Annotated in this window: 19 protein-coding genes and 1 other annotated feature; of the genes, 8 read left to right on the plus strand and 11 right to left on the minus strand. The window is 51.8% G+C overall.

Annotation, left to right across the window (positions count from 1 at the left end):
• Positions 1-23 precede the first annotated feature (23 nt).
• From hisIE to hisL, 9 genes are all read right to left on the minus strand, one after another.
• On the minus strand, positions 24-635 hold the full coding sequence (gene hisIE / locus MNO13_RS08085) for a bifunctional phosphoribosyl-AMP cyclohydrolase/phosphoribosyl-ATP diphosphatase HisIE (protein ID WP_121815327.1): 612 nt from the start codon (positions 633-635) through the stop codon (positions 24-26).
• Complete coding sequence (gene hisF, locus MNO13_RS08090; protein WP_241939745.1) at positions 629-1,405, minus strand: imidazole glycerol phosphate synthase subunit HisF; 777 nt, start codon at positions 1,403-1,405, stop codon at positions 629-631. Before hisF ends, hisIE begins: the two co-directional genes overlap by 7 nt.
• Positions 1,387-2,124 (minus strand): 1-(5-phosphoribosyl)-5-[(5-phosphoribosylamino)methylideneamino]imidazole-4-carboxamide isomerase, encoded by a 738-nt coding sequence (hisA, locus tag MNO13_RS08095; protein WP_241939746.1) that lies wholly within the window; start codon positions 2,122-2,124, stop codon positions 1,387-1,389. The genes hisF and hisA overlap by 19 nt, the downstream gene beginning before the upstream one ends.
• Before the next feature lie 5 nt (positions 2,125-2,129).
• On the minus strand, positions 2,130-2,720 hold the full coding sequence (gene hisH, locus MNO13_RS08100) for an imidazole glycerol phosphate synthase subunit HisH (RefSeq protein WP_241939747.1): 591 nt from the start codon (positions 2,718-2,720) through the stop codon (positions 2,130-2,132).
• Positions 2,720-3,787 (minus strand): bifunctional histidinol-phosphatase/imidazoleglycerol-phosphate dehydratase HisB, encoded by a 1,068-nt coding sequence (gene hisB / locus MNO13_RS08105; protein WP_232886704.1) that lies wholly within the window; start codon positions 3,785-3,787, stop codon positions 2,720-2,722. Before hisB ends, hisH begins: the two co-directional genes overlap by 1 nt.
• The gene (gene hisC / locus MNO13_RS08110; RefSeq protein WP_241939748.1) at positions 3,784-4,866 is read right to left on the minus strand and encodes a histidinol-phosphate transaminase; all 1,083 of its coding nucleotides are present in this window, start codon (positions 4,864-4,866) and stop codon (positions 3,784-3,786) included. Before hisC ends, hisB begins: the two co-directional genes overlap by 4 nt.
• The gene (gene hisD / locus MNO13_RS08115; protein ID WP_241939749.1) at positions 4,863-6,170 is read right to left on the minus strand and encodes a histidinol dehydrogenase; all 1,308 of its coding nucleotides are present in this window, start codon (positions 6,168-6,170) and stop codon (positions 4,863-4,865) included. Before hisD ends, hisC begins: the two co-directional genes overlap by 4 nt.
• A gap of 4 nt (positions 6,171-6,174) precedes the next feature.
• Positions 6,175-7,074: an ATP phosphoribosyltransferase gene (hisG, locus tag MNO13_RS08120; RefSeq protein WP_064545284.1), complete on the minus strand. Its 900-nt coding sequence runs from the start codon at positions 7,072-7,074 to the stop codon at positions 6,175-6,177.
• A gap of 36 nt (positions 7,075-7,110) precedes the next feature.
• Positions 7,111-7,233: a sequence feature (His leader region), on the minus strand.
• Positions 7,209-7,259 (minus strand): his operon leader peptide, encoded by a 51-nt coding sequence (hisL, locus tag MNO13_RS08125; RefSeq protein WP_202914407.1) that lies wholly within the window; start codon positions 7,257-7,259, stop codon positions 7,209-7,211. It overlaps the preceding feature by 25 nt.
• Positions 7,260-7,456: 197 nt before the next feature.
• Between hisL and MNO13_RS08130 the strand changes: the two genes are divergently transcribed.
• From MNO13_RS08130 to MNO13_RS08145, 5 genes are all read left to right on the plus strand, one after another.
• Positions 7,457-8,284, plus strand: a complete 828-nt coding sequence (locus MNO13_RS08130; protein WP_241939750.1) for an SDR family oxidoreductase — start codon at positions 7,457-7,459, stop codon at positions 8,282-8,284.
• A 38-nt stretch (positions 8,285-8,322) separates the two neighbouring features.
• A complete protein-coding gene (locus tag MNO13_RS08135) occupies positions 8,323-9,249 on the plus strand; it encodes a LysR substrate-binding domain-containing protein (RefSeq protein WP_241939751.1) in 927 nt (308 codons plus the stop codon).
• A 126-nt stretch (positions 9,250-9,375) separates the two neighbouring features.
• Positions 9,376-10,674 carry a 4-aminobutyrate--2-oxoglutarate transaminase gene (gabT, locus tag MNO13_RS08140; RefSeq protein ID WP_064545289.1) on the plus strand — a complete coding sequence of 433 codons (1,299 nt, stop codon included), beginning with the start codon at positions 9,376-9,378 and terminating at the stop codon, positions 10,672-10,674.
• Between the two features lie 154 nt (positions 10,675-10,828).
• On the plus strand, positions 10,829-10,891 hold the full coding sequence (gene yoeI, locus MNO13_RS24450; protein WP_115631794.1) for a membrane protein YoeI: 63 nt from the start codon (positions 10,829-10,831) through the stop codon (positions 10,889-10,891).
• The gene (locus tag MNO13_RS08145) at positions 10,881-12,245 is read left to right on the plus strand and encodes an APC family permease (RefSeq protein WP_064545291.1); all 1,365 of its coding nucleotides are present in this window, start codon (positions 10,881-10,883) and stop codon (positions 12,243-12,245) included. The genes yoeI and MNO13_RS08145 overlap by 11 nt, the downstream gene beginning before the upstream one ends.
• Before the next feature lie 94 nt (positions 12,246-12,339).
• On the opposite strand, the gene MNO13_RS08150 is transcribed toward MNO13_RS08145, so the two are convergent.
• Both MNO13_RS08150 and sbcB read right to left on the minus strand, forming a co-directional pair.
• On the minus strand, positions 12,340-13,326 hold the full coding sequence (locus MNO13_RS08150) for an IS110 family RNA-guided transposase (RefSeq protein WP_241939752.1): 987 nt from the start codon (positions 13,324-13,326) through the stop codon (positions 12,340-12,342).
• Positions 13,327-13,569: 243 nt separating this feature from the next.
• Positions 13,570-14,997 (minus strand): exodeoxyribonuclease I, encoded by a 1,428-nt coding sequence (gene sbcB, locus MNO13_RS08155; RefSeq protein ID WP_241939753.1) that lies wholly within the window; start codon positions 14,995-14,997, stop codon positions 13,570-13,572.
• 276 nt (positions 14,998-15,273) lie between these two features.
• Here sbcB and dacD point away from each other — a divergent pair, with 276 nt between their 5' ends.
• The 3 genes from dacD (at position 15,274) to MNO13_RS08170 (ending at position 18,278) form a co-directional block, all read left to right on the plus strand.
• Positions 15,274-16,440, plus strand: a complete 1,167-nt coding sequence (gene dacD, locus MNO13_RS08160) for a serine-type D-Ala-D-Ala carboxypeptidase DacD (RefSeq protein WP_064545354.1) — start codon at positions 15,274-15,276, stop codon at positions 16,438-16,440.
• 218 nt (positions 16,441-16,658) lie between these two features.
• Complete coding sequence (sbmC, locus tag MNO13_RS08165; protein ID WP_064545295.1) at positions 16,659-17,129, plus strand: DNA gyrase inhibitor SbmC; 471 nt, start codon at positions 16,659-16,661, stop codon at positions 17,127-17,129.
• 90 nt (positions 17,130-17,219) lie between these two features.
• On the plus strand, positions 17,220-18,278 hold the full coding sequence (locus MNO13_RS08170; RefSeq protein ID WP_064545296.1) for an FUSC family protein: 1,059 nt from the start codon (positions 17,220-17,222) through the stop codon (positions 18,276-18,278).
• The last annotated feature ends 8 nt before the right edge of the window (positions 18,279-18,286 follow it).

Consider the following 18,286-nt stretch of genomic DNA (forward strand, 5'->3'; position numbering starts at 1 on the left):
TTTTACATCTAAACGTCCAAAACCTACTTATGCCTCTCCCGTAAATTCTCAATCACCGCGCTCAAATCCAGTTCCTGATCCTGCAATAGCACCAGCAAGTGATAGACCAAATCCGATGCTTCATTCTTCAGCTCAAAGCGGTCATTAACCGTTGCTGCCAGCGCCGTTTCCACGCCTTCTTCACCCACTTTCTGGGCAATACGCTTGGTTCCACTTGCGTATAGTTTCGCGGTATACGAACTTTCCGGGTCTGCACTCTTACGCGAGGCCAGTAGTTGCTCAAGTTGATACAAGAAGTGCCAGTCGTGATGGGTTTCACCGAAGCAGCTTGAGGTGCCTAAATGGCAGGTTGGCCCAATTGGGTTCACCAGAATCAGCAGCGTGTCGTTATCGCAATCTGGGGCAATACTGACCACGCCCAGGAAGTTTCCGGAGGTTTCACCTTTGGTCCACAAACGCTGTTTGGTGCGGGAGAAGAACGTCACTTTTCCGCTTTGTTCAGTCTGTGCCAGCGCTTCCGCATTCATGTATCCCAGCATCAACACTTCGCCAGATTTCGCGTGTTGGACGATGACCGGCATCAGGCCAGCGGTTTTTTCCCAGTCCAGTTTTTCTCTTTGTTCTTGTGTTAGCACACTCTTATCTCCACGCCTTGTTGAGCCAGAAAAAGTTTTAACTCACCAATATTGATAATTTGCTTATGGAACACTGATGCAGCCAGTGCGCCGTCGACATCTGTATCACGGAAGGCTTCAAGGAAGTGTTCCATGGTTCCCGCACCGCCTGACGCAATTAATGGCACGTGGCAAACTTCACGCACTTTCTTCAATTGCTCCAGATCGTAACCGTTACGCACGCCATCCTGGTTCATCATATTCAGGACGATTTCCCCGGCTCCACGCTTTTGCACTTCCTGCACCCAGTCCACGGTTTCCCACTGCGTTACGCGCGTGCGGCTTTCGTCACCGGTATATTGATTGACGTGATATTTGCCGGTTTCGCTATCAAACCAGGTATCGATACCGACCACAATACACTGCACACCAAAACGGTCCGCCAAACGAGTGATTAGCTCTGGATCTGCCAGAGCAGGGGAGTTGATGGAAATCTTATCCGCGCCATATGAGAGAATTTGTGCCGCATCTTCAATTGACTTAATTCCGCCTGCCACGCAGAAAGGTATATCGATAACTTCCGCCACGCGCGACACCCAGCTTTTATCTACCACACGGCCATCGCTCGACGCGGTAATGTCGTAGAACACCAGTTCGTCGGCGCCTTCGGCAGCGTAACGTTGCGCGAGCGGCACGATATCACCGATGATTTCATGGTTGCGGAACTGCACACCTTTTACGACTTGCCCGTCGCGTACGTCCAGGCAAGGAATTATCCGTTTTGCCAGCATGAAATCGCCTCCGTTACGTTGAATTTCCCTTCCAGCAGTGCGCGACCAACAATCACACCTTGTACGCCAGTGCCACGCAGTGCGGCTATATCGTTAATGTCGCCAATGCCACCGGATGACTGGAACGCCACTTGCGGGAAACGTGCGCAAACTTCTTCATACAGCGAAACGTTCGAACCAGCCAGCGTGCCATCGCGAGAAATATCGGTACACAGAACGTGCTTGAGCCCAACGGGTAGATAGGTTTCCACTAGTTCTTCAAGCGAAACGCCGGAGTTCTCTTGCCAGCCACTCACCGCAACATGTTTGTTGCCTTGTTCATCGATACGCACATCCAGCGCTAGCACCAGTGCATCCGCGCCAAAATGCGTAAACCAGCCTTTCACGACTTCAGGTGATTTAACGGCAGTTGAGCCCACCACTACGCGGGCGACACCGGCTTCCAGCAGCGCGGCCACATCGTCTTCAGTACGGACTCCACCGCCGACCTGAACCGGAATATTGACGCCAGCCACCAGTGTTTTAATCAGTGGGATTTGGCGTTTTGCCGGGTCTTTTGCGCCGGTCAAATCGACCAGGTGTAACACCTGCGCACCTTGCGCTTCGTAATCTTGCAGGCGCGGTAACGGATCGTTGCCGTAATCGCGCTGTTGGCCGTAATCCCCCTGATGGAGGCGCACCACTGTGCCGTCTATTAAATCGAGAGCGGGAATGATCATGGTGCTTACATCTCCAGGAAGTTTTTCAGTAATTTTGCGCCTGCCGCACCCGAGCGTTCCGGGTGGAATTGCACACCAAAGAAGTTATCTTTTTGCACCGCTGCGGTGAAGGCTTCGCCGTAGCTGGCTTGCGCGATGGTATTGGTGCAAACCGGCATCGCATAGCTGTGCACAAAGTAAAAATAATCGCCGTCGTCGATGCCACGGAACAAGCGGTCGCCCGCTTTCGGGTAAACGCGGTTCCAGCCCATGTGTGGCAAAGGCAAACCGTGGTCGACCATTTTCAACACCGGTTGCTCGATAATGCCCAGCATATCTATGCCGTTGCTTTCGTCGCTGCGCGCGCCTAATAGCTGCATGCCGAGGCAAATCCCCAGTACCGGTTGGGTACAGGCTTTAATGAGATCGACCAGCTCACGCTCGCGGATTTGGTTCATTGCCGCCTGAGCGGTGCCCACACCGGGTAAAAAGAGTTTATCGGCGCGTAGCACCACATCCGGGTCGCGGCTGACCAAAGGTTCATAGCCGTGGCGCTGAATGGCTGATTTTACCGAATGCAGGTTGGCGCAACCGGTATCGAGGATCACCACATCCATCACAACACTCCTTTCGAGGAGGGCAGCGTGTCACCTTCAACTTTAATCGCCTGGCGCAGCGTGCGGCCAAAGACTTTAAACAGGCTTTCGACACGGTGATGGTCGTTTTTGCCTTTGGTTTTCAGGTGCAGCGTCACGCCCATGGTGTATGACAGCGAACGGAAGAAGTGCTCGACCATCTCGGTGCTCAAATCACCCACGCGCTGGAAGTTGTACTCGGCTTTATATTCAAGGTGCGGGCGGCCAGAAATATCCAGCGCACAGCGTGCCAGGCATTCGTCCATCGGCAAGGTGAAACCAAAGCGCGTAATACCGCGTTTGTCACCCAGCGCAATTTTCAGCGCTTCACCCAGTGCCAGGCCGGTGTCTTCAACGGTGTGGTGGTCGTCGATGTAGAGATCGCCTTTCACGCTGATATCCATCCGGAAACCGCCGTGGGTCGCAATCTGGTCCAGCATATGGTCGAAGAAGCCCACGCCAGTGTTAATTTTGCTGCTGCCTTCGCGGTCGAGCCAAACCTGCACGTCGATTTGCGTCTCTTTGGTGGCGCGTTCAACATGGGCGTAGCGGTCACGTTTAGTCAGCTTTTCGCCGATCATCGGCCAGTTCAGCGTTTCACCGTGGTAGCGTAAACCCTGAATCCCCATGTTTTCAGCCAGTTCGATATCTGTCGCACGGTCACCAATCACATAGCTGTTTGGCTTATCCAGCACACCTTCTTCCAGGTAACCTTTCACCAGAGCCATTTTAGGCTTACGGCAATCGCAATTGTCCGCGGGTAAGTGCGGGCAAATCAGCACATCGTCAAAATTTACGCCCTGCGAGGTAAACACTTGCATCATCAGGTTGTGCGGGCCGTCGAAATCCGCCTGCGGGAAACTGTCGGTTCCCAGACCATCCTGATTGGTGATCATCACCAGCTTGTAGCCCGCTTTTTGTAATTGCAGCAGGGCGGGGATCACTGCTGGCTCAAAGGCCAGTTTGTCCATACGGTCTACCTGGAAATCTTTTGGTGGTTCGGAAATTAAGGTGCCGTCACGGTCGATAAAAAGAATTTTCTGGCTCACACGCCCTCCGTGGCCGTCAGGCCGGGTTGTTCACGCAGCGCAGCAAGGGTGCGCTCGCACTCAAGACGGGTGCCAACGGTAATCCGCAGGCAGCCGCTTAATGATGGTTGTTTGTTTTGGTCACGTAAGATAATGCCCTGATCCCACAGAGATTTAAATACAGCACTTGAGGCAGTGATGCGCGCGATGACATAGTTTGTTTCGGAGTCGAAAACTTGCTCAACGCAGTCAATGTCTTGCAGTGCGGTGACCAGGAATTGGCGATTCACCAGCACTTGCGCCACACGTTCGCGCATCGCATTAATGCCTTGCGGGCTTAATGCCTGAGCGGCGATATCAGCAACCGGCGTCGAAAGCGGATAAGGCGCGATGACTTTCATCAGCAAGTTAATCACTTCTTCATTCGCCAGGGTGAATCCACAGCGTAATCCGGCCAGCGCAAATGCTTTGGAGAGTGTACGCAGCACCACAAGGTGCGGATATTCATTCAACCAGCCAGCGAGTGTGGCCTGCGGGCAAAACTCAATATAGGCTTCGTCGGCTACCACCAGTGCTTTACCACGTGCCATTTCCAGCAGAACACGCAAATCCTGTGGATTGATCAACTGTCCGGTGGGGTTGTTCGGGCTGCAAACGTAAATCACTTTCACGCCATCAAGATTTTCGGCGATAGCGGGCAAATCAAGTTGCCAGTTTTCCAGTGCCTGCACGGTGCGGCATTCCACACCAATAGTTTCAGCGCTGACGCTATACATACCGTAAGTCGGCGGGCAATACAGCACCGCGTCTTTACCCGGTTCGCAAAATGCGCGGATCAGCAGTTCGATACCTTCATCGGCACCACGGCTTACCAAAACTTGCTCGGGTTTCACGCCAGCGTATTCGGCGTAGCGCTCAATCACCAGTTTTGGCTGGCATTCCGGATAGCGGTTCAGCGTCTGTTGCGTCAGCTGATATTCCACTGCCGTGGGATATTCATTGGCGTTTAACCACACATCGCCATTACCGCCCAGACGGCGAGCCGACTGGTAAGGGGTCAGGGCGCGGACATTTTCGCGGGCTAACTCAATAATGCTCATTGCATCTCCTTCAGCGCAGCAACGCGCAGGGTAACAGCGTTTTTGTGGGCATCCAGCAGCTCGGCGGCGGCCAGAGTTTCAATGGTTTTAGCCAGGCTTGCAAAACCTTGTGGCGAGAGTTCCTGAACCGTCATGCGTTTCTGGAAATCCGCCAGGCCAAGGCTTGAACAGGTCGAGGTGTAACCGTAGGTCGGCAGGACGTGGTTGGTGCCAGAAGCGTAGTCGCCAGCCGATTCCGGTGACCAGTCACCGAGGAACACCGAACCGGCGCTGGTGATGCTATCCACCAGGTCTCGGGCGTTACGCGTTTGGATAATCAGGTGCTCCGGGCCGTACTGGTTAGAAATCTCAATGCACTGCTCTAAATCACGGGCCACAATCAGGCGGCTGCTTTCCAAAGCTTTACGCGCCGTTTCAGCCCGTGGCAGAGCTGCTAACTGGCGTTCGACGGCTTCGGCAACGGCTTGCGCCATTTGCGCGTCTGGCGTCAGTAAAATAACTTGCGAATCCGGGCCATGCTCTGCCTGAGAAAGCAGGTCGGACGCTACAAAATCAGGTGTTGCGCCGCTGTCGGCAATCACTAAAACTTCAGACGGGCCAGCAGGCATGTCGATGGCCGCGCCATCAAGACGCTGGCTGACCTGGCGTTTAGCTTCGGTAACAAAAGCGTTACCTGGCCCAAAAATCTTATCCACTTTTGGGATGCTTTCGGTGCCCAGTGCCAGCGCGGCGATGGCCTGTGCACCGCCTACCTGAAACACTTCCTGCACACCACACAGTTGCGCGGCATAGAGAATTTCATCGGCAATCGGCGGTGGTGAACACAACACCACTTTTTTGCAGCCGGCAATACGTGCAGGCGTGGCAAGCATCAATACGGTTGAAAACAGCGGGGCAGAGCCGCCAGGGATATATAAACCGACGGAGGCAACCGGGCGCGTCACTTGTTGGCAGCGTACGCCAGGCATGGTTTCAATATCGACCGTCGCCAGTTGCTGAGCCACGTGGAATTTTTCAATATTCGCAACAGCCACCGCCATCGCCTCTTTAATTTCTGAACCCAGGCGCGCCACGGCTGCGGCAATTTCCTGCTCGCTGACTTTCAGTTGTTGCACATCGGTTTTATCGAACTTTGCGCTGTATTCGCGCAACGCCGCATCACCGTTGGCTTTCACATTATTAAGTATTTCAGCAACCGTGCGGGTAATGCTTTCCGATGCAGAAATGGCAGGGCGGGTGAGCAACGCCTGTTGCGCTGCTGCATCGCACTCATTCCAGTTAATCAACGTATTGAAGTTTGCCATGGTGTTACTCCATCATCTTCTCAATTGGTAACACCAGAATTGAACTGGCTCCCAGCGCTTTCAGTTTTTCCATGGTTTCCCAGAACAGGGTTTCACTACTCACCATGTGCATCGCTACGCGTTGCTGGTCGCCCGCCAGTGGCAGAATGGTTGGGCGTTCAGCGCCTGGCAGCAGAGAAATAATCTCATCCAGACGCTCGCTTGGTGCATGCAACATAATGTATTTCGATTCACGTGCCTGAATCACACCCTGGATGCGGGTCATCAGTTTGTCGATCAGTTGTTGTTTGGCTTCTGGCATTTCGCCGTCACGCTGAATCAGGCAGGCTTTAGAGCGGTAAATTACTTCTACTTCGCGCAGGCCGTTAGCTTCAAGTGTTGCGCCAGTGGAAACCAGGTCACAAATCGCATCCGCCAGTCCCGCACGTGGTGCAACTTCCACAGAACCGTTCAGTAAACAGGATTTGAATTGCACACCTTTGCCATCAAGGTAGCGCTTTAACAGGTGCGGGTAAGAAGTGGCGATACGTTTATTGTTGAGGCTTGCCGGGCCATCCCAGGGCTCATCAACTGAAATCGCCAGTGAGAAACGGCAGCCACCGAAATCAAGGCGACGCAGCGTGAAGTAACGTGGGTCTTCGCCCTGGGCGCGGCGCGTCAGCAACTCTTCTTCCAGCACGTTCTCGCCAATAATGCCGAGGTCGACCACACCGTCCATAATCAGCCCAGGAATATCGTCATCACGGACACGCAAAATGTCGATTGGCATATTTTCTGCCAGCGCAATCAGGCGCTGAGTGTGCAGGTTGATTTTTATGCCACAGCGAGCGAGCAATTCGCGTGAATCATCGCTTAAACGGCCTGATTTCTGAATAGCTATGCGTAAACGGTTGTTGTCTAACATGGGTAAATACTCCTGATAAATTCTTGTCTGACGCCCAAAAAAAAGCCCCCGGAAGAAATCTTCCGGGGGCTTATTGACTCGTTCATGCACCACTGGAAGATTTTTCTGTCTCCCAGCACACATCGCCTGAAAGACTAGTCAGGATGATGGTGATGATGGTGGTTAGTATTTTGAACGCGTGTCATAAAATTCTCGTATGAATGACTATTCATTGTGTGCAATTAACCTAAACCAGTTCCCCCTTTCAGCGCAAGTGCTTTTTATCCCCGCAATTAATATTCTGTTTAGCAGCACTGATTGTCAGTTGCGCAGTCCTGGCGTAGCCTTAATCAAGAGCTAAAAATCGCAGCAGTGAGAAATGCTGCAATCCAGGAGAGAATGCATGAAAAAAGTTGCGATTGTCGGGTTAGGCTGGCTGGGAATGCCGCTTGCGATGTCTTTGTCAGCGCGGGGTTGGCAAGTGACAGGAAGCAAAACCACCCTTGATGGCGTCGAGGCCGCGCGCATGAGCGGTATCGACAGTTATCAACTGCAACTGACCCCTGAACTGATTTGCGAGAGCGACGATCTAGATGCATTGCTCGATGTGGATGCGTTGGTCATCACGCTGCCTGCTCGGCGCACCGGTGAAGGCGACGATTTTTATCTGCAGGCGGTGCAGGAAATTGTCGACAGCGCGTTAGCTCACGATATTCCGCGTATCATTTTCACTAGCTCCACCTCGGTGTATGGCGAAAGAGAAGGAACGGTGAAAGAAACGTCGCCACTTGAGCCGGTTACCGCCAGTGGTCGCGTACTTAAAAAGCTGGAAACCTGGTTACATGATTTGCCTGGGACGTCGGTCGATATTCTGCGCCTGTCGGGGTTAGTCGGGCCGGAACGCCATCCCGGCCGCTTTTTAGCTGGAAAAACTGACGTGGCGAATGGTGCACATGGCGTCAATCTGGTGCATCTGGAAGATGTCATTTCAGCAATTACGCTGTTGTTACAGGCTCCAAAGGGCGGTCACATCTATAATTTATGTGCGCCAGATCACCCAACGCGTGCCGAGTTCTATTCTTTGATGGCACGTCAGATGAATCTCGACGCACCACAGTTCAGAACTGAAGTGCAAAATGGCCGCGGTAAGCTGGTGGATGGCAACCGTATTTGCAATGAACTTGGGTTTGAATATCAGTATCCAAACCCGCTGGTGATGCCCATGCAGTAACTGCTGTGGGGCATGACTCGTGACTGCCAGGAACGAGTATGAAACCACTGCTGGATGTATTGATCATTCTCGATACCCTTGATAAAGAAGGGAGCTTTGCTGCGGCGGCGGCAAAGCTCTTCAAAACGCCTTCCGCACTCAGTTACACCGTTCAAAAACTCGAAAACGACCTTAATATCCAGATCCTCGACCGCTCCGGCCACCGCGCGCGTTTTACGCGAACGGGTCAGCTTCTGCTGGAAAAAGGCCGCGAAGTGCTGCATTCCGTACGCGAACTTGAACAGCAGGCAATCAAACTTCATCAGGGCTGGGAAAATGAGCTGGTGATCGGCGTCGACGATTCGTTTCCCTTTTCTTTGCTGACGCCGCTGATCGAAGCTTTTTACAAAAGTTACAGCGTGACACGGCTGAAATTCATCAACGGTGTGCTGGGTGGTTCATGGGAAGCGCTGACCGAAGGGCGGGCCGATATTATTGTTGGTGCGATGAGTGACCCGCCATCCCTCAGCGGTTTCGGTTTTACCTTGCTCGGCCAACTCGAAAGCGTGTTTGTCGTCGCACCTCATCATCCACTGGCCGATGCCGAAGAGCCGCTGAATCGCCGCGTCATTAAACGCAATCGTGCGGTTATTGTGGGGGATACTTCGCGCCTGGAACCGTCACGATCGATGCATTTACTCGAAGATCAAGATGCTATCACCGTTTTTGACTTCAAAACCAAACTCGAATTACAGATAAGCGGCATTGGTTGCGGCTACGTTCCGCGCTATATGGCGCAGCGTTTTATCGAAAGCGGCGTGTTGATTGAAAAAGACGTCGTTTCCCATGTGCCGTTTGTGCCGGTGTGGATTGGCTGGAATGAGCAAACCGCAGGGCTTGCCAGTGAATGGTGGCGCGAGCAAATCGTCAATAATCCTGAAATCGCGGTGGTGTACGGAACCTCGAAAAATAATACCAATGGGTGAGTGGCAGGTCATATTCATCACATCTATTGTTTATAGTGGAACGATATTTCTTCGAAAAGTGTCTTCGCGTTTAAATTCTCTCCTCAACTTTGTTTTATTGAGGTTTTTTGTGCGCAAGGAGTCTGTATGAAGCAAACCAATCAGCAATGGCAGTCACGGCGTGAGCAAGCAGTTCCGCATGGGGTCGGCAATGCGTTGCCGGTCTATATTGAAAAAGCGAAAAATGCGGAAATTTGGGACGTTGAAGGCAAACGCTATATTGATTTTGCTTCTGGTATTGCGGTGCTGAATACCGGGCATAACCATCCCGCAGTGATTGATGCAGTACGTCAACAGCTTGAACAATTCACCCATCCTTGTTTCCAGGTCACGCCTTACGGCAACTATATTGAGCTTGCCGAACGGTTGAATAAACTGGTGCCGATAAGCGCACCTTGCCAGACCTTGTTCCTGACAACAGGAGCAGAAGCGGTGGAAAATGCCATTAAAGTGGCGCGTATTGCTACCGGGCGTTCGGCCATTATTGCATTTCGTGGCGCGTTCCATGGGCGCACGCTGCTGGGCATGGCGTTAACCGGTAAAGTTCAGCCGTATAAAAAAGGTTATGGCCCGTTCCCGGCTGGTATTTACCACGCGCCATATCCTGCTGCTTATCTTGGTGTAAGTGATACTCAGGCTTTGGCATCACTGGCGGGTATTTTTGCCGCTGATGTTTCGCCGGATGAAGTTGCCGCCATCATTATTGAACCGGTACAAGGGGAAGGTGGCTTTTATGCAGCATCACCTTCCTTTATGAAACAATTGCGTGCGCTATGTGATAAGCACGGGATTGTGTTAATTGCCGACGAAATTCAAAGTGGTTTCTGCCGTACCGGTAAAACCTTTGCTATTGAACACAGCGGTGTGGAGCCGGATCTCGTCACCATGGCCAAAAGCCTGGCGGGTGGCTTCCCGTTATCCGCGCTAGTCGGTAAGAAATCGCTGTTTGAAAAAGCGATGCCGGGTGGGCTCGGCGGTACTTATGCCGGGTCGCCGGTGGCAATTGCAGCAGCGCTGGCCGTTACAGACATTATTGAGCAGGAAAATCTCAATCAGCGCGCCCAGATTATTGGCGAGCAAATCACCCTGCGTTTACAGCAAATGGCAGAGCAATTTGACTGCATCGGTGATGTGCGTGGATACGGGGCAATGATTGCGATGGAACTGGTCGAAGAGCGTGACAGCCATCGTCCGAATAAAGAATTAACTCAGGCACTTGTCAAAGAAGCAGGCAAGCAGGGACTGGTTTTATTGTCCTGCGGCGTGCGTGCGAATGTGATTCGTTTTCTTGTCCCTTTAACAGCCGAAAAAGAAATTGTTAATGAGGGCCTCAATATCTTGTCTTCTTGCCTCGAATTAGTGCAAAATACGCGCCTCACTAAATGAGAACAAAAAACCGACGTTAAACGCGTCGGTTATTTTTTTGCATTAAGTTCAAGCAGTCAAACAGGCATCCGCCAAAAAAACCAAGAGGCCGGGCTTCGTACCGGATAGATACTAGCTTTTAAAAAACGACAGTCGTGTCGCCGAGGAAATTTAGATGGGGCAGCTTTTTGCTTTTGCGCAGGTATTCGCCGTTTGGGGGAATGACCATGTCGCTTAACGTCACCGCAGGTGCAAAATCTCGTGTTGAACTCCGTAAGAGCCTTACGCTTATTCCGGTAGTTATGATGGGCCTCGCTTATATGCAGCCTATGACCTTGTTCGATACATTTGGGATTGTATCTGGCCTTACCGACGGACATGTCGCGACGGCTTACGCGTTTGCCCTTGTGGCAATTTTGTTCACCGCGTTAAGTTATGGAAAGCTAGTACGCCGCTTCCCGTCTGCGGGTTCCGCTTATACCTACGCTCAAAAAGCAATCCACCCAGTGGTTGGCTTTATGGTGGGTTGGTCGGCATTGCTTGATTATCTGTTTATGCCGATGATCAACATCCTGTTGGCTAAAATCTATTTTGAAGCCCTGGTACCGTCGATTCCTTCGTGGATTTTCGTGGTGCTGCTGGTTGGCTTTATGACTATCTCCAACCTGCGCGGCATTAAAACTGTGGCAAACTTCAACAGCCTGATTGTTGTGCTGCAGATGATTGTTATGGTGGTTATCACCGGTCTGGTTATTTACGGTGTGGCAAACGGCGAAGGTGCCGGTACGCTTGCCAGCACACGTCCATTCTGGTCTGAGCACGCCAACGTGGTGCCGATGATAACCGGTGCGACCATATTATGTTTCTCGTTCCTTGGTTTTGACGGCATCAGCTCGCTGTCTGAAGAAACCAAAGATGCAGGCCGTGTCATCCCGAAAGCGATTTTCCTGACCGCCCTGATTGGCGGCGTGATCTTCGTTGTGGTGTCTTACTTCCTGCAACTGTACTTCCCGGACATCTCTCGCTTCCATGATCCGGACGCGTCGCAGCCTGAAATCATGCTGTTCGTGGCAGGCAAAGCCTTCCAGTTCGGTATCCTGATTTTCTCCTGCGTGACCGTTCTGGCTTCTGGTATGGCGGCACATGCGGGTGTTTCACGCCTGATGTATGTGATGGGCCGTGATGGCGTGTTCCCGGAGCGTTTCTTCGGCTACATTCATCCGAAATGGCGTACCCCTGCGCTGAACGTGGTTCTGGTGGGTATCATTGCATTGTTCTCGGTTAAATTTGACCTGGTTACTGCGACTGCGCTGATTAACTTCGGTGCGCTGGTGGCGTTCACCTTCGTTAACCTGTCAGTGATTTCCCAGTTCTGGATCCGCGAAGGCCGTAACAAGACCATCAAAGATCACTTCAACTATCTGGTGCTGCCAACTTGTGGCGCACTGACAGTGGGTGCATTGTGGATTAACCTGGAAGAAAGCTCGATGATTCTGGGTCTGATTTGGGCGGCTATCGGCCTGACCTATCTGGCCTTTGTGACTCGTCGCTTCCGTAACCCGGTTCCACAGTTCAACGAAGATTTAGCGTAATCGCTAAACACCAAAAAGGCCGCGCAAGCGGCCTTTTTGTTATGGATGCTTTGTCCTGAACGGGTCTTGTCCTTTGTAGCTACCGTCTTGGACGTCAAGCGGTAGCTGCATAATTTTCATCCCATGGTAATCGGGTTTTCAGTACGCCGAAGCACATATGTACCAGCTTACGCATCACTGCACCCAGGGCCGCTTTTTTCGCCTTACCTTTCGCTACCAGCCTTTCATATATCGCCTTCGCGGGTTTATTCCACCGGATTGCACTCAGGGCTGCTACATACAGTTTGGCTCTGACTATTGAGGGGCCTGTTTTTGACATATGTGCCCGCCCGCGTACCGAACTGCCGGACACTCTCTCCACCGGTATTATTCCCAGATACGCTGCCACCTGCGAGGCACTTTTGAACGTCCCGTCTTTCAGTAGTGCCAGCATCTCCCGTCCCACCTGCTCCTTCACACATTTTATCGATTTCAGCAGCTCCAGATCGGCCTTCAGTCCCGGGTCGTTATCTGTGTGGTCAGTAATGAGCTTTTCTATCCGTCCCAGTTCATCACTCAGCCAGCCGTGTGTCCGCTCCAGTGAGGCTATGACCTCCCGTGGTGTCGAGGTTGAATGCGCTTTTTCAAGCCGGTTGGCCGTCCTCTGCACATCCTCTTTCAGCGCGTCGCGCTGACGCAACAACGCCCTGAGTTTACGGACTTCAACTGACGGTGGGACCCAGGCATCGGGATGCTTCAGCTCGCCATAACAGGCCAGCACAAATGCGTCCACTGTGTCATTTTTCGTGAGGATATCCATTCCGCAGGCAAACTCACGGACACGGTATGGATTGGCCATGCAGACAGAAATCCCCGCATCATGAAGCCCATACGCCAGATTCTCATGGTAGATACCCGTGGCTTCCATCACGACTGTCATATTATCAGAGGCGCATTTTTGGGCCTCCAGCCAGTCGATGATTTTGCGGGCCACACAGGGTTCATTGGTGAAGACTTTCTGCTTTTTCTTACCTTTAATACCGGCAACAAGCAGACAGACATCTATTTTATTTTTGCTGATATCAGCACCGAGAAAAGCCATATTTCATCTCCTTCCACGTGAACCAACACGCCATTCCAGCCTTGTACATGCGAAGTCAGAGCTTCTGGTTACCGTTCGGATTTTGAGTGGCGTGAAAGGTGAAACGGAGGGCTTAAGCTACGTCGGAAGATCGAGGTCTTCAGGTCGGATACAAGCTTCCTCCGTTTCATATAACCGGTAGCTAACCAGCTACCGGTTCAAGATACAAGGTCGGATAAGCTTGCGCCATCCGACATCTTGCTATCACCCCACTAAAAACTGCGCATACTCGAACAGCTCCTTCAACAACGCCGTCTTCTCTTTATCACTTTCATGCAGGTTATACAGCGCTTCCAGTTCTTGCGCGTAGGCTTGCAACGCTTCCTGAGACAACACTTCACGGCGATGCTGCAACCAGCGCTGCTGCTCGGCTTCATCCAGGGTGCCGGGGAAGTTACGCGCCCGATAATTAAACAATAGCTTCTCAACCCGCTTATCGGCGAAGGTAATGTCCAGCGCGGGTAAATTCTGCGGATCGGTTTGCAGCACAATACGCATGGCTGCGCGGTCGGCATCGCTGAAAAAGCCGTTATACAGCTGCGCATCAACATTATCTGAAGGCACAAAAGGCTCAGCTTCAGCAAAAATCGCCACCGCTTTCTCGCGTACGGAAGGGTGCTCTCGCAATAGCTTCAGGTTATCCAGGCAACGTTGACGATCGATTCCTAAACGTTCTGCATCTTCCGGGCGCAACGTATTCGCCACCGCTAAGACCGGGCATTTATTCAAATGAACCAGCTTGATTGGCACGGCCGCAGTATCACCAAGTGCGGCTTTCGGCGTATACAACCGCTCGCGCAACGCATCCGCATCCAGCTCCAGAAGTGGAGAAATATCACCCGCCAAATCGACCATAATCACCGCGTTTTTGTTATCCGGGTGCCAGGCGAGTGGGGCAATCCAACTGGTGTTACCGCGCCACGCGCCAAACATTCCCGAGACATGTACCAGCGGTTTCATCTGCGGAACATCAATCAGCGTGGTGAGTTTGTGTTTGGATCGGTGGCTGTAGAGATACTCAAACAGGCGCGGCTGGCGGGTTTTCACCAGTTGCGCCATCGCGATAGTGGCGTACACATCAGACATCGCATCATGTGCATTCGCATGCTCAATGCCGTTGGCTTTGGTCAAATGTTCAAGGCGGAAGCTGGGCAAACCGTCTTCGTTTTCCGGCCAGACAATTCCTTCCGGGCGCAATGCGTAACAGGCGCGCATCACATCGAGCAAATCCCAGCGCGAATTATCGTTTTGCCAGCTCCAGCCATACGGATCATAAAAGTTACGGTAAAAGATATTGCGCGTCACTTCATCATCAAAGCGCACATTGTTGTAACCCACGACGCAGGTTTTTGGATGGGTAAAAATGGCGTGAATTCGTTTTGCAAAATCCGCTTCGTTGACGCCACGCGCCAGCGCTTGTTGCGGAGTAATGCCGGTAATCATCACGGCTTCTGGCTGTGGCAGATAGTCATCCGCCGGTTTGCAGTAAAAAACTTCCGGTTCGCCAATCACGTTAAATTGAGCGTCGGTACGGATCGCCGCGAATTGCGCCGGGCGGTCGAGCGATGGACTTTTACCGAAGGTTTCATAATCATGAAAAAGGAAGGTCGGTTGTTGCGTTGTCTTATCCACGGTTTACTCCCGCCCTTGAGTGTTGTTTAACGTACTGTTATTAAACTGAAATCCCACTAAAACCCTCTCCATGGGCCAATCATTGTTATCAGGTACTGCAACCGCCAATGGTAAACCATTAACCGCCCTGCAAGAAGTCTTCGCGATGACGGAATAGTATATTCCTCAACTGTATGCGAGCGCTCTCATTCATATCTTTTTGCAATTTAATTGCGAAAAAAGTCGCAAACTGCAGTAAAAGTGGCGGCTGAATTTTTTGTTACTGAGGGTATATCGTTGAAGATCCGTCTGTTTGTTGTCTGTTCCTTGCTGTCACTTTCTGCTCACTCCGCTTTTGCCGACGATACCTTTGTTAATGCGCCACCCCCTCCACAAATTCAGGCGGGCTCTTGGGTATTGATGGATTACACCACCGGGCAAATTCTGGCAGCGGAAAATGAGCATGTGCGACGCAACCCGGCGAGTCTGACCAAACTGATGACCGGCTACGTGGTCGATCGTGCCATCGACAGTGGCCGCATCACGGCAAACGACATGGTCACTGTCGGCAAAGATGCCTGGGCAAAAGGTAATCCGGTATTTGATGGCTCGTCGCTAATGTTCCTGAAAGCGGGTGACCGACTGACCGTCCATGACCTCAGCCGCGGGTTAATTATTGATTCAGGGAATGATGCTTGTGTTGCGCTGGCAGATTATGTCGCCGGTGGGCAGCCACAATTTGTAGCGATGATGAACAAATACGTGCAGCAACTCCGCCTGCGCGATACCCACTTCGAAACGGTTCATGGTCTGGATGCACCTGGCCAGCACAGCACAGCTTATGATCTTGCGGTACTTTCGCGCGCAATAATCCACGGTGAACCCGAGTTTTATCACATGTATAGCGAGCGCAGCCTCACCTGGAATGGCATCACGCAACAGAACCGTAATGGTTTGTTGTGGGACAAAGGGCTGAATGTGGACGGCCTGAAGACCGGCCATACTGCGAGCGCTGGCTTTAATCTTATTGCGTCAAGCGTGGTCGGTGAGCGCCGTTTAATTGCGGTGGTCATGGGCGCTGAAAGCCCGAAAGGGCGCGAAGATCAGGCGCGGAAATTACTGCACTGGGGCCAGGATAATTTCGATACCGTACAGGTTCTGCATAAAGGCAAAAAAATTGGTACTGAGGCTATCTGGTACGGTGATAAAAAACAGATCGAAGTCGGTACAAATCAGGATGTTTTTTTGGCGCTGCCAAAATCTGAAGTCCCTAACATCAAAGCCAAATATGTCCTCGACAAACAAGAGATCGAAGCGCCGATTGCTGCCAACCAACATGTGGGTGAAATCGAGCTTTTTGATCGCGACAAGCTGATTGCCCACTGGCCGTTGGTGACGCTAACGGGCGTCAAAAAGGGCAGCACATGGTCGCGGTTTAGCGACTATCTGAGCCACAAATTGTAATTCCTTAATCAGTGTTAAAAGGGTCGACAGTCATGTCGGCCCTTTTTTTCATCTGAACGGCTGGTCTGTACTACGATCTACAGGCGGATCTACAGGCGAAAGTTTTTCAAAAAGCGATCCTGCTCGCAAAGCAACCACATCACCCTGACAATGGATTGTTTCCCTGCACAAGAGTGGTGTATAAACATACAGTATTTTTAAATCTGTCAGGAGGTCATATGGAATTTAACGTACAACAAGTGAATGAACGTAAAGTCGCTGGTTTTCATATGGTTGGGCCGTGGGAACAAACGGTCCATCAGGGCTTTGAGCAACTTGCCCTGTGGGTCAAAACCCACCAGATAGCCGGGGAAGAATGGCTGGCGGTTTATTACGACAACCCCGACGTCGTACCCGCAGAAAAACTGCGCTGCGACACCGTGGTCTCGGTGGCTGAAAACTTTACCGTGCCGGATAACAGTGAAGGCGTGATTGTGACGAGCATCCAGGGCGGCCAGTATGCGGTGGCACGCGCCCGCGTGGATGACAACGACTTTGCCAAGCCGTGGAATCTGTTTTTTGACAGCGTCCTTGCTAATAATAGCTACCAGATAACCGGAAAACCCTGCTTCGAACACTATCTTAACGATGGTTCAGAAAGTGGAGTCTGGGAAATAGACATGTATATTCCGGTGGCAGATCAAGTCTGATGCTAAAGGGGGCTTATGCCCCCTAACTTTGTGATGTTCATTCCATAAAAACAGGTACAATCCCGTTTTTTATTTTCTGGGGAACTGAGTGTGCGTCCTGACAAATCACTAAGCCCATTTGAGATCCGCATATACCGCAATTACCGTATCGTGCATGGGATCCGCATCGCACTGGCTTTTATTCTCACCTTTCTTATTGTTCATCTTCTGAAAGTGCCCGAAGGGACATGGCCGTTGATCACGCTTGTGGTGGTCATGGGGCCGATCTCTTTTTGGGGCAACGTCGTGCCACGCGCCTTTGAGCGCATTGGTGGGACGATATGCGGTGCAGTCATGGGACTTGTGGCGCTAAAACTTGAGCTGTTCTCGCTACCGCTGATGTTGGTGTGGTGTGCCATTGCCATGTTCATCTGCGGCTATCTGGCGCTGGGGAAACGCCCGTATCAGGCTCTGCTGATTGGCATCACCCTTGCGGTAGTGGTTGGCGCACCGGCAGGAGACATGGAAATTGCCCTTTGGCGCAGCGGCGATGTCATCTTCGGCTCGTTGCTGGCGATGTTATTTACCAGCATTTATCCGCAGCGCGCCTTTATCCACTGGCGCATACAAATGGCGAACTTCGTCACTGCCTTTGGCCGGGTTTACAACGCGGGCTTCTCACCTAATTTATTAGAGCGCCCAAGGCTTGAAAAACACTTACACAAAGTGTTGAGTGATGTCGTAAGAATGCGTGCACTCATCGGGCCAAGCAGCAAAGAAACGCATATTCAAAAGTCTATCTTCGAGGCGATACAAACCGTCAGCCGCAATCTGGTGTGCACTCTTGAGTTGCAGGTCAACGCTTACTGGGCATCAAGGGAAAGCCACTTCCTGATGATCAACGCACACACGCTGCGCGAAACGCAACAAATGACCCAGGGCACGCTTGCCGCAATCGCACTGGCCTTGCACGATGGCAACCCGTCGACGATTTCAGCGAACAATGAAAAGCTGACTGAAATCGTCAGCGAGTTGCGCGAGCTCATACAAAATGGCCAAAATGGGAAACTTCAGGAAACGCCTATTCATGGTTACGTCTGGCTGAGTCTGGAACTTGCTCGTCAACTAGAATTGCTGTCGCAGTTGATCTGTCGCGCGTTACGCAAATAATTGCTCAG

Origin of the sequence: Buttiauxella ferragutiae, from assembly GCF_022637515.1 — a bacterium.
Classification (GTDB): domain Bacteria; phylum Pseudomonadota; class Gammaproteobacteria; order Enterobacterales; family Enterobacteriaceae; genus Buttiauxella; species Buttiauxella ferragutiae.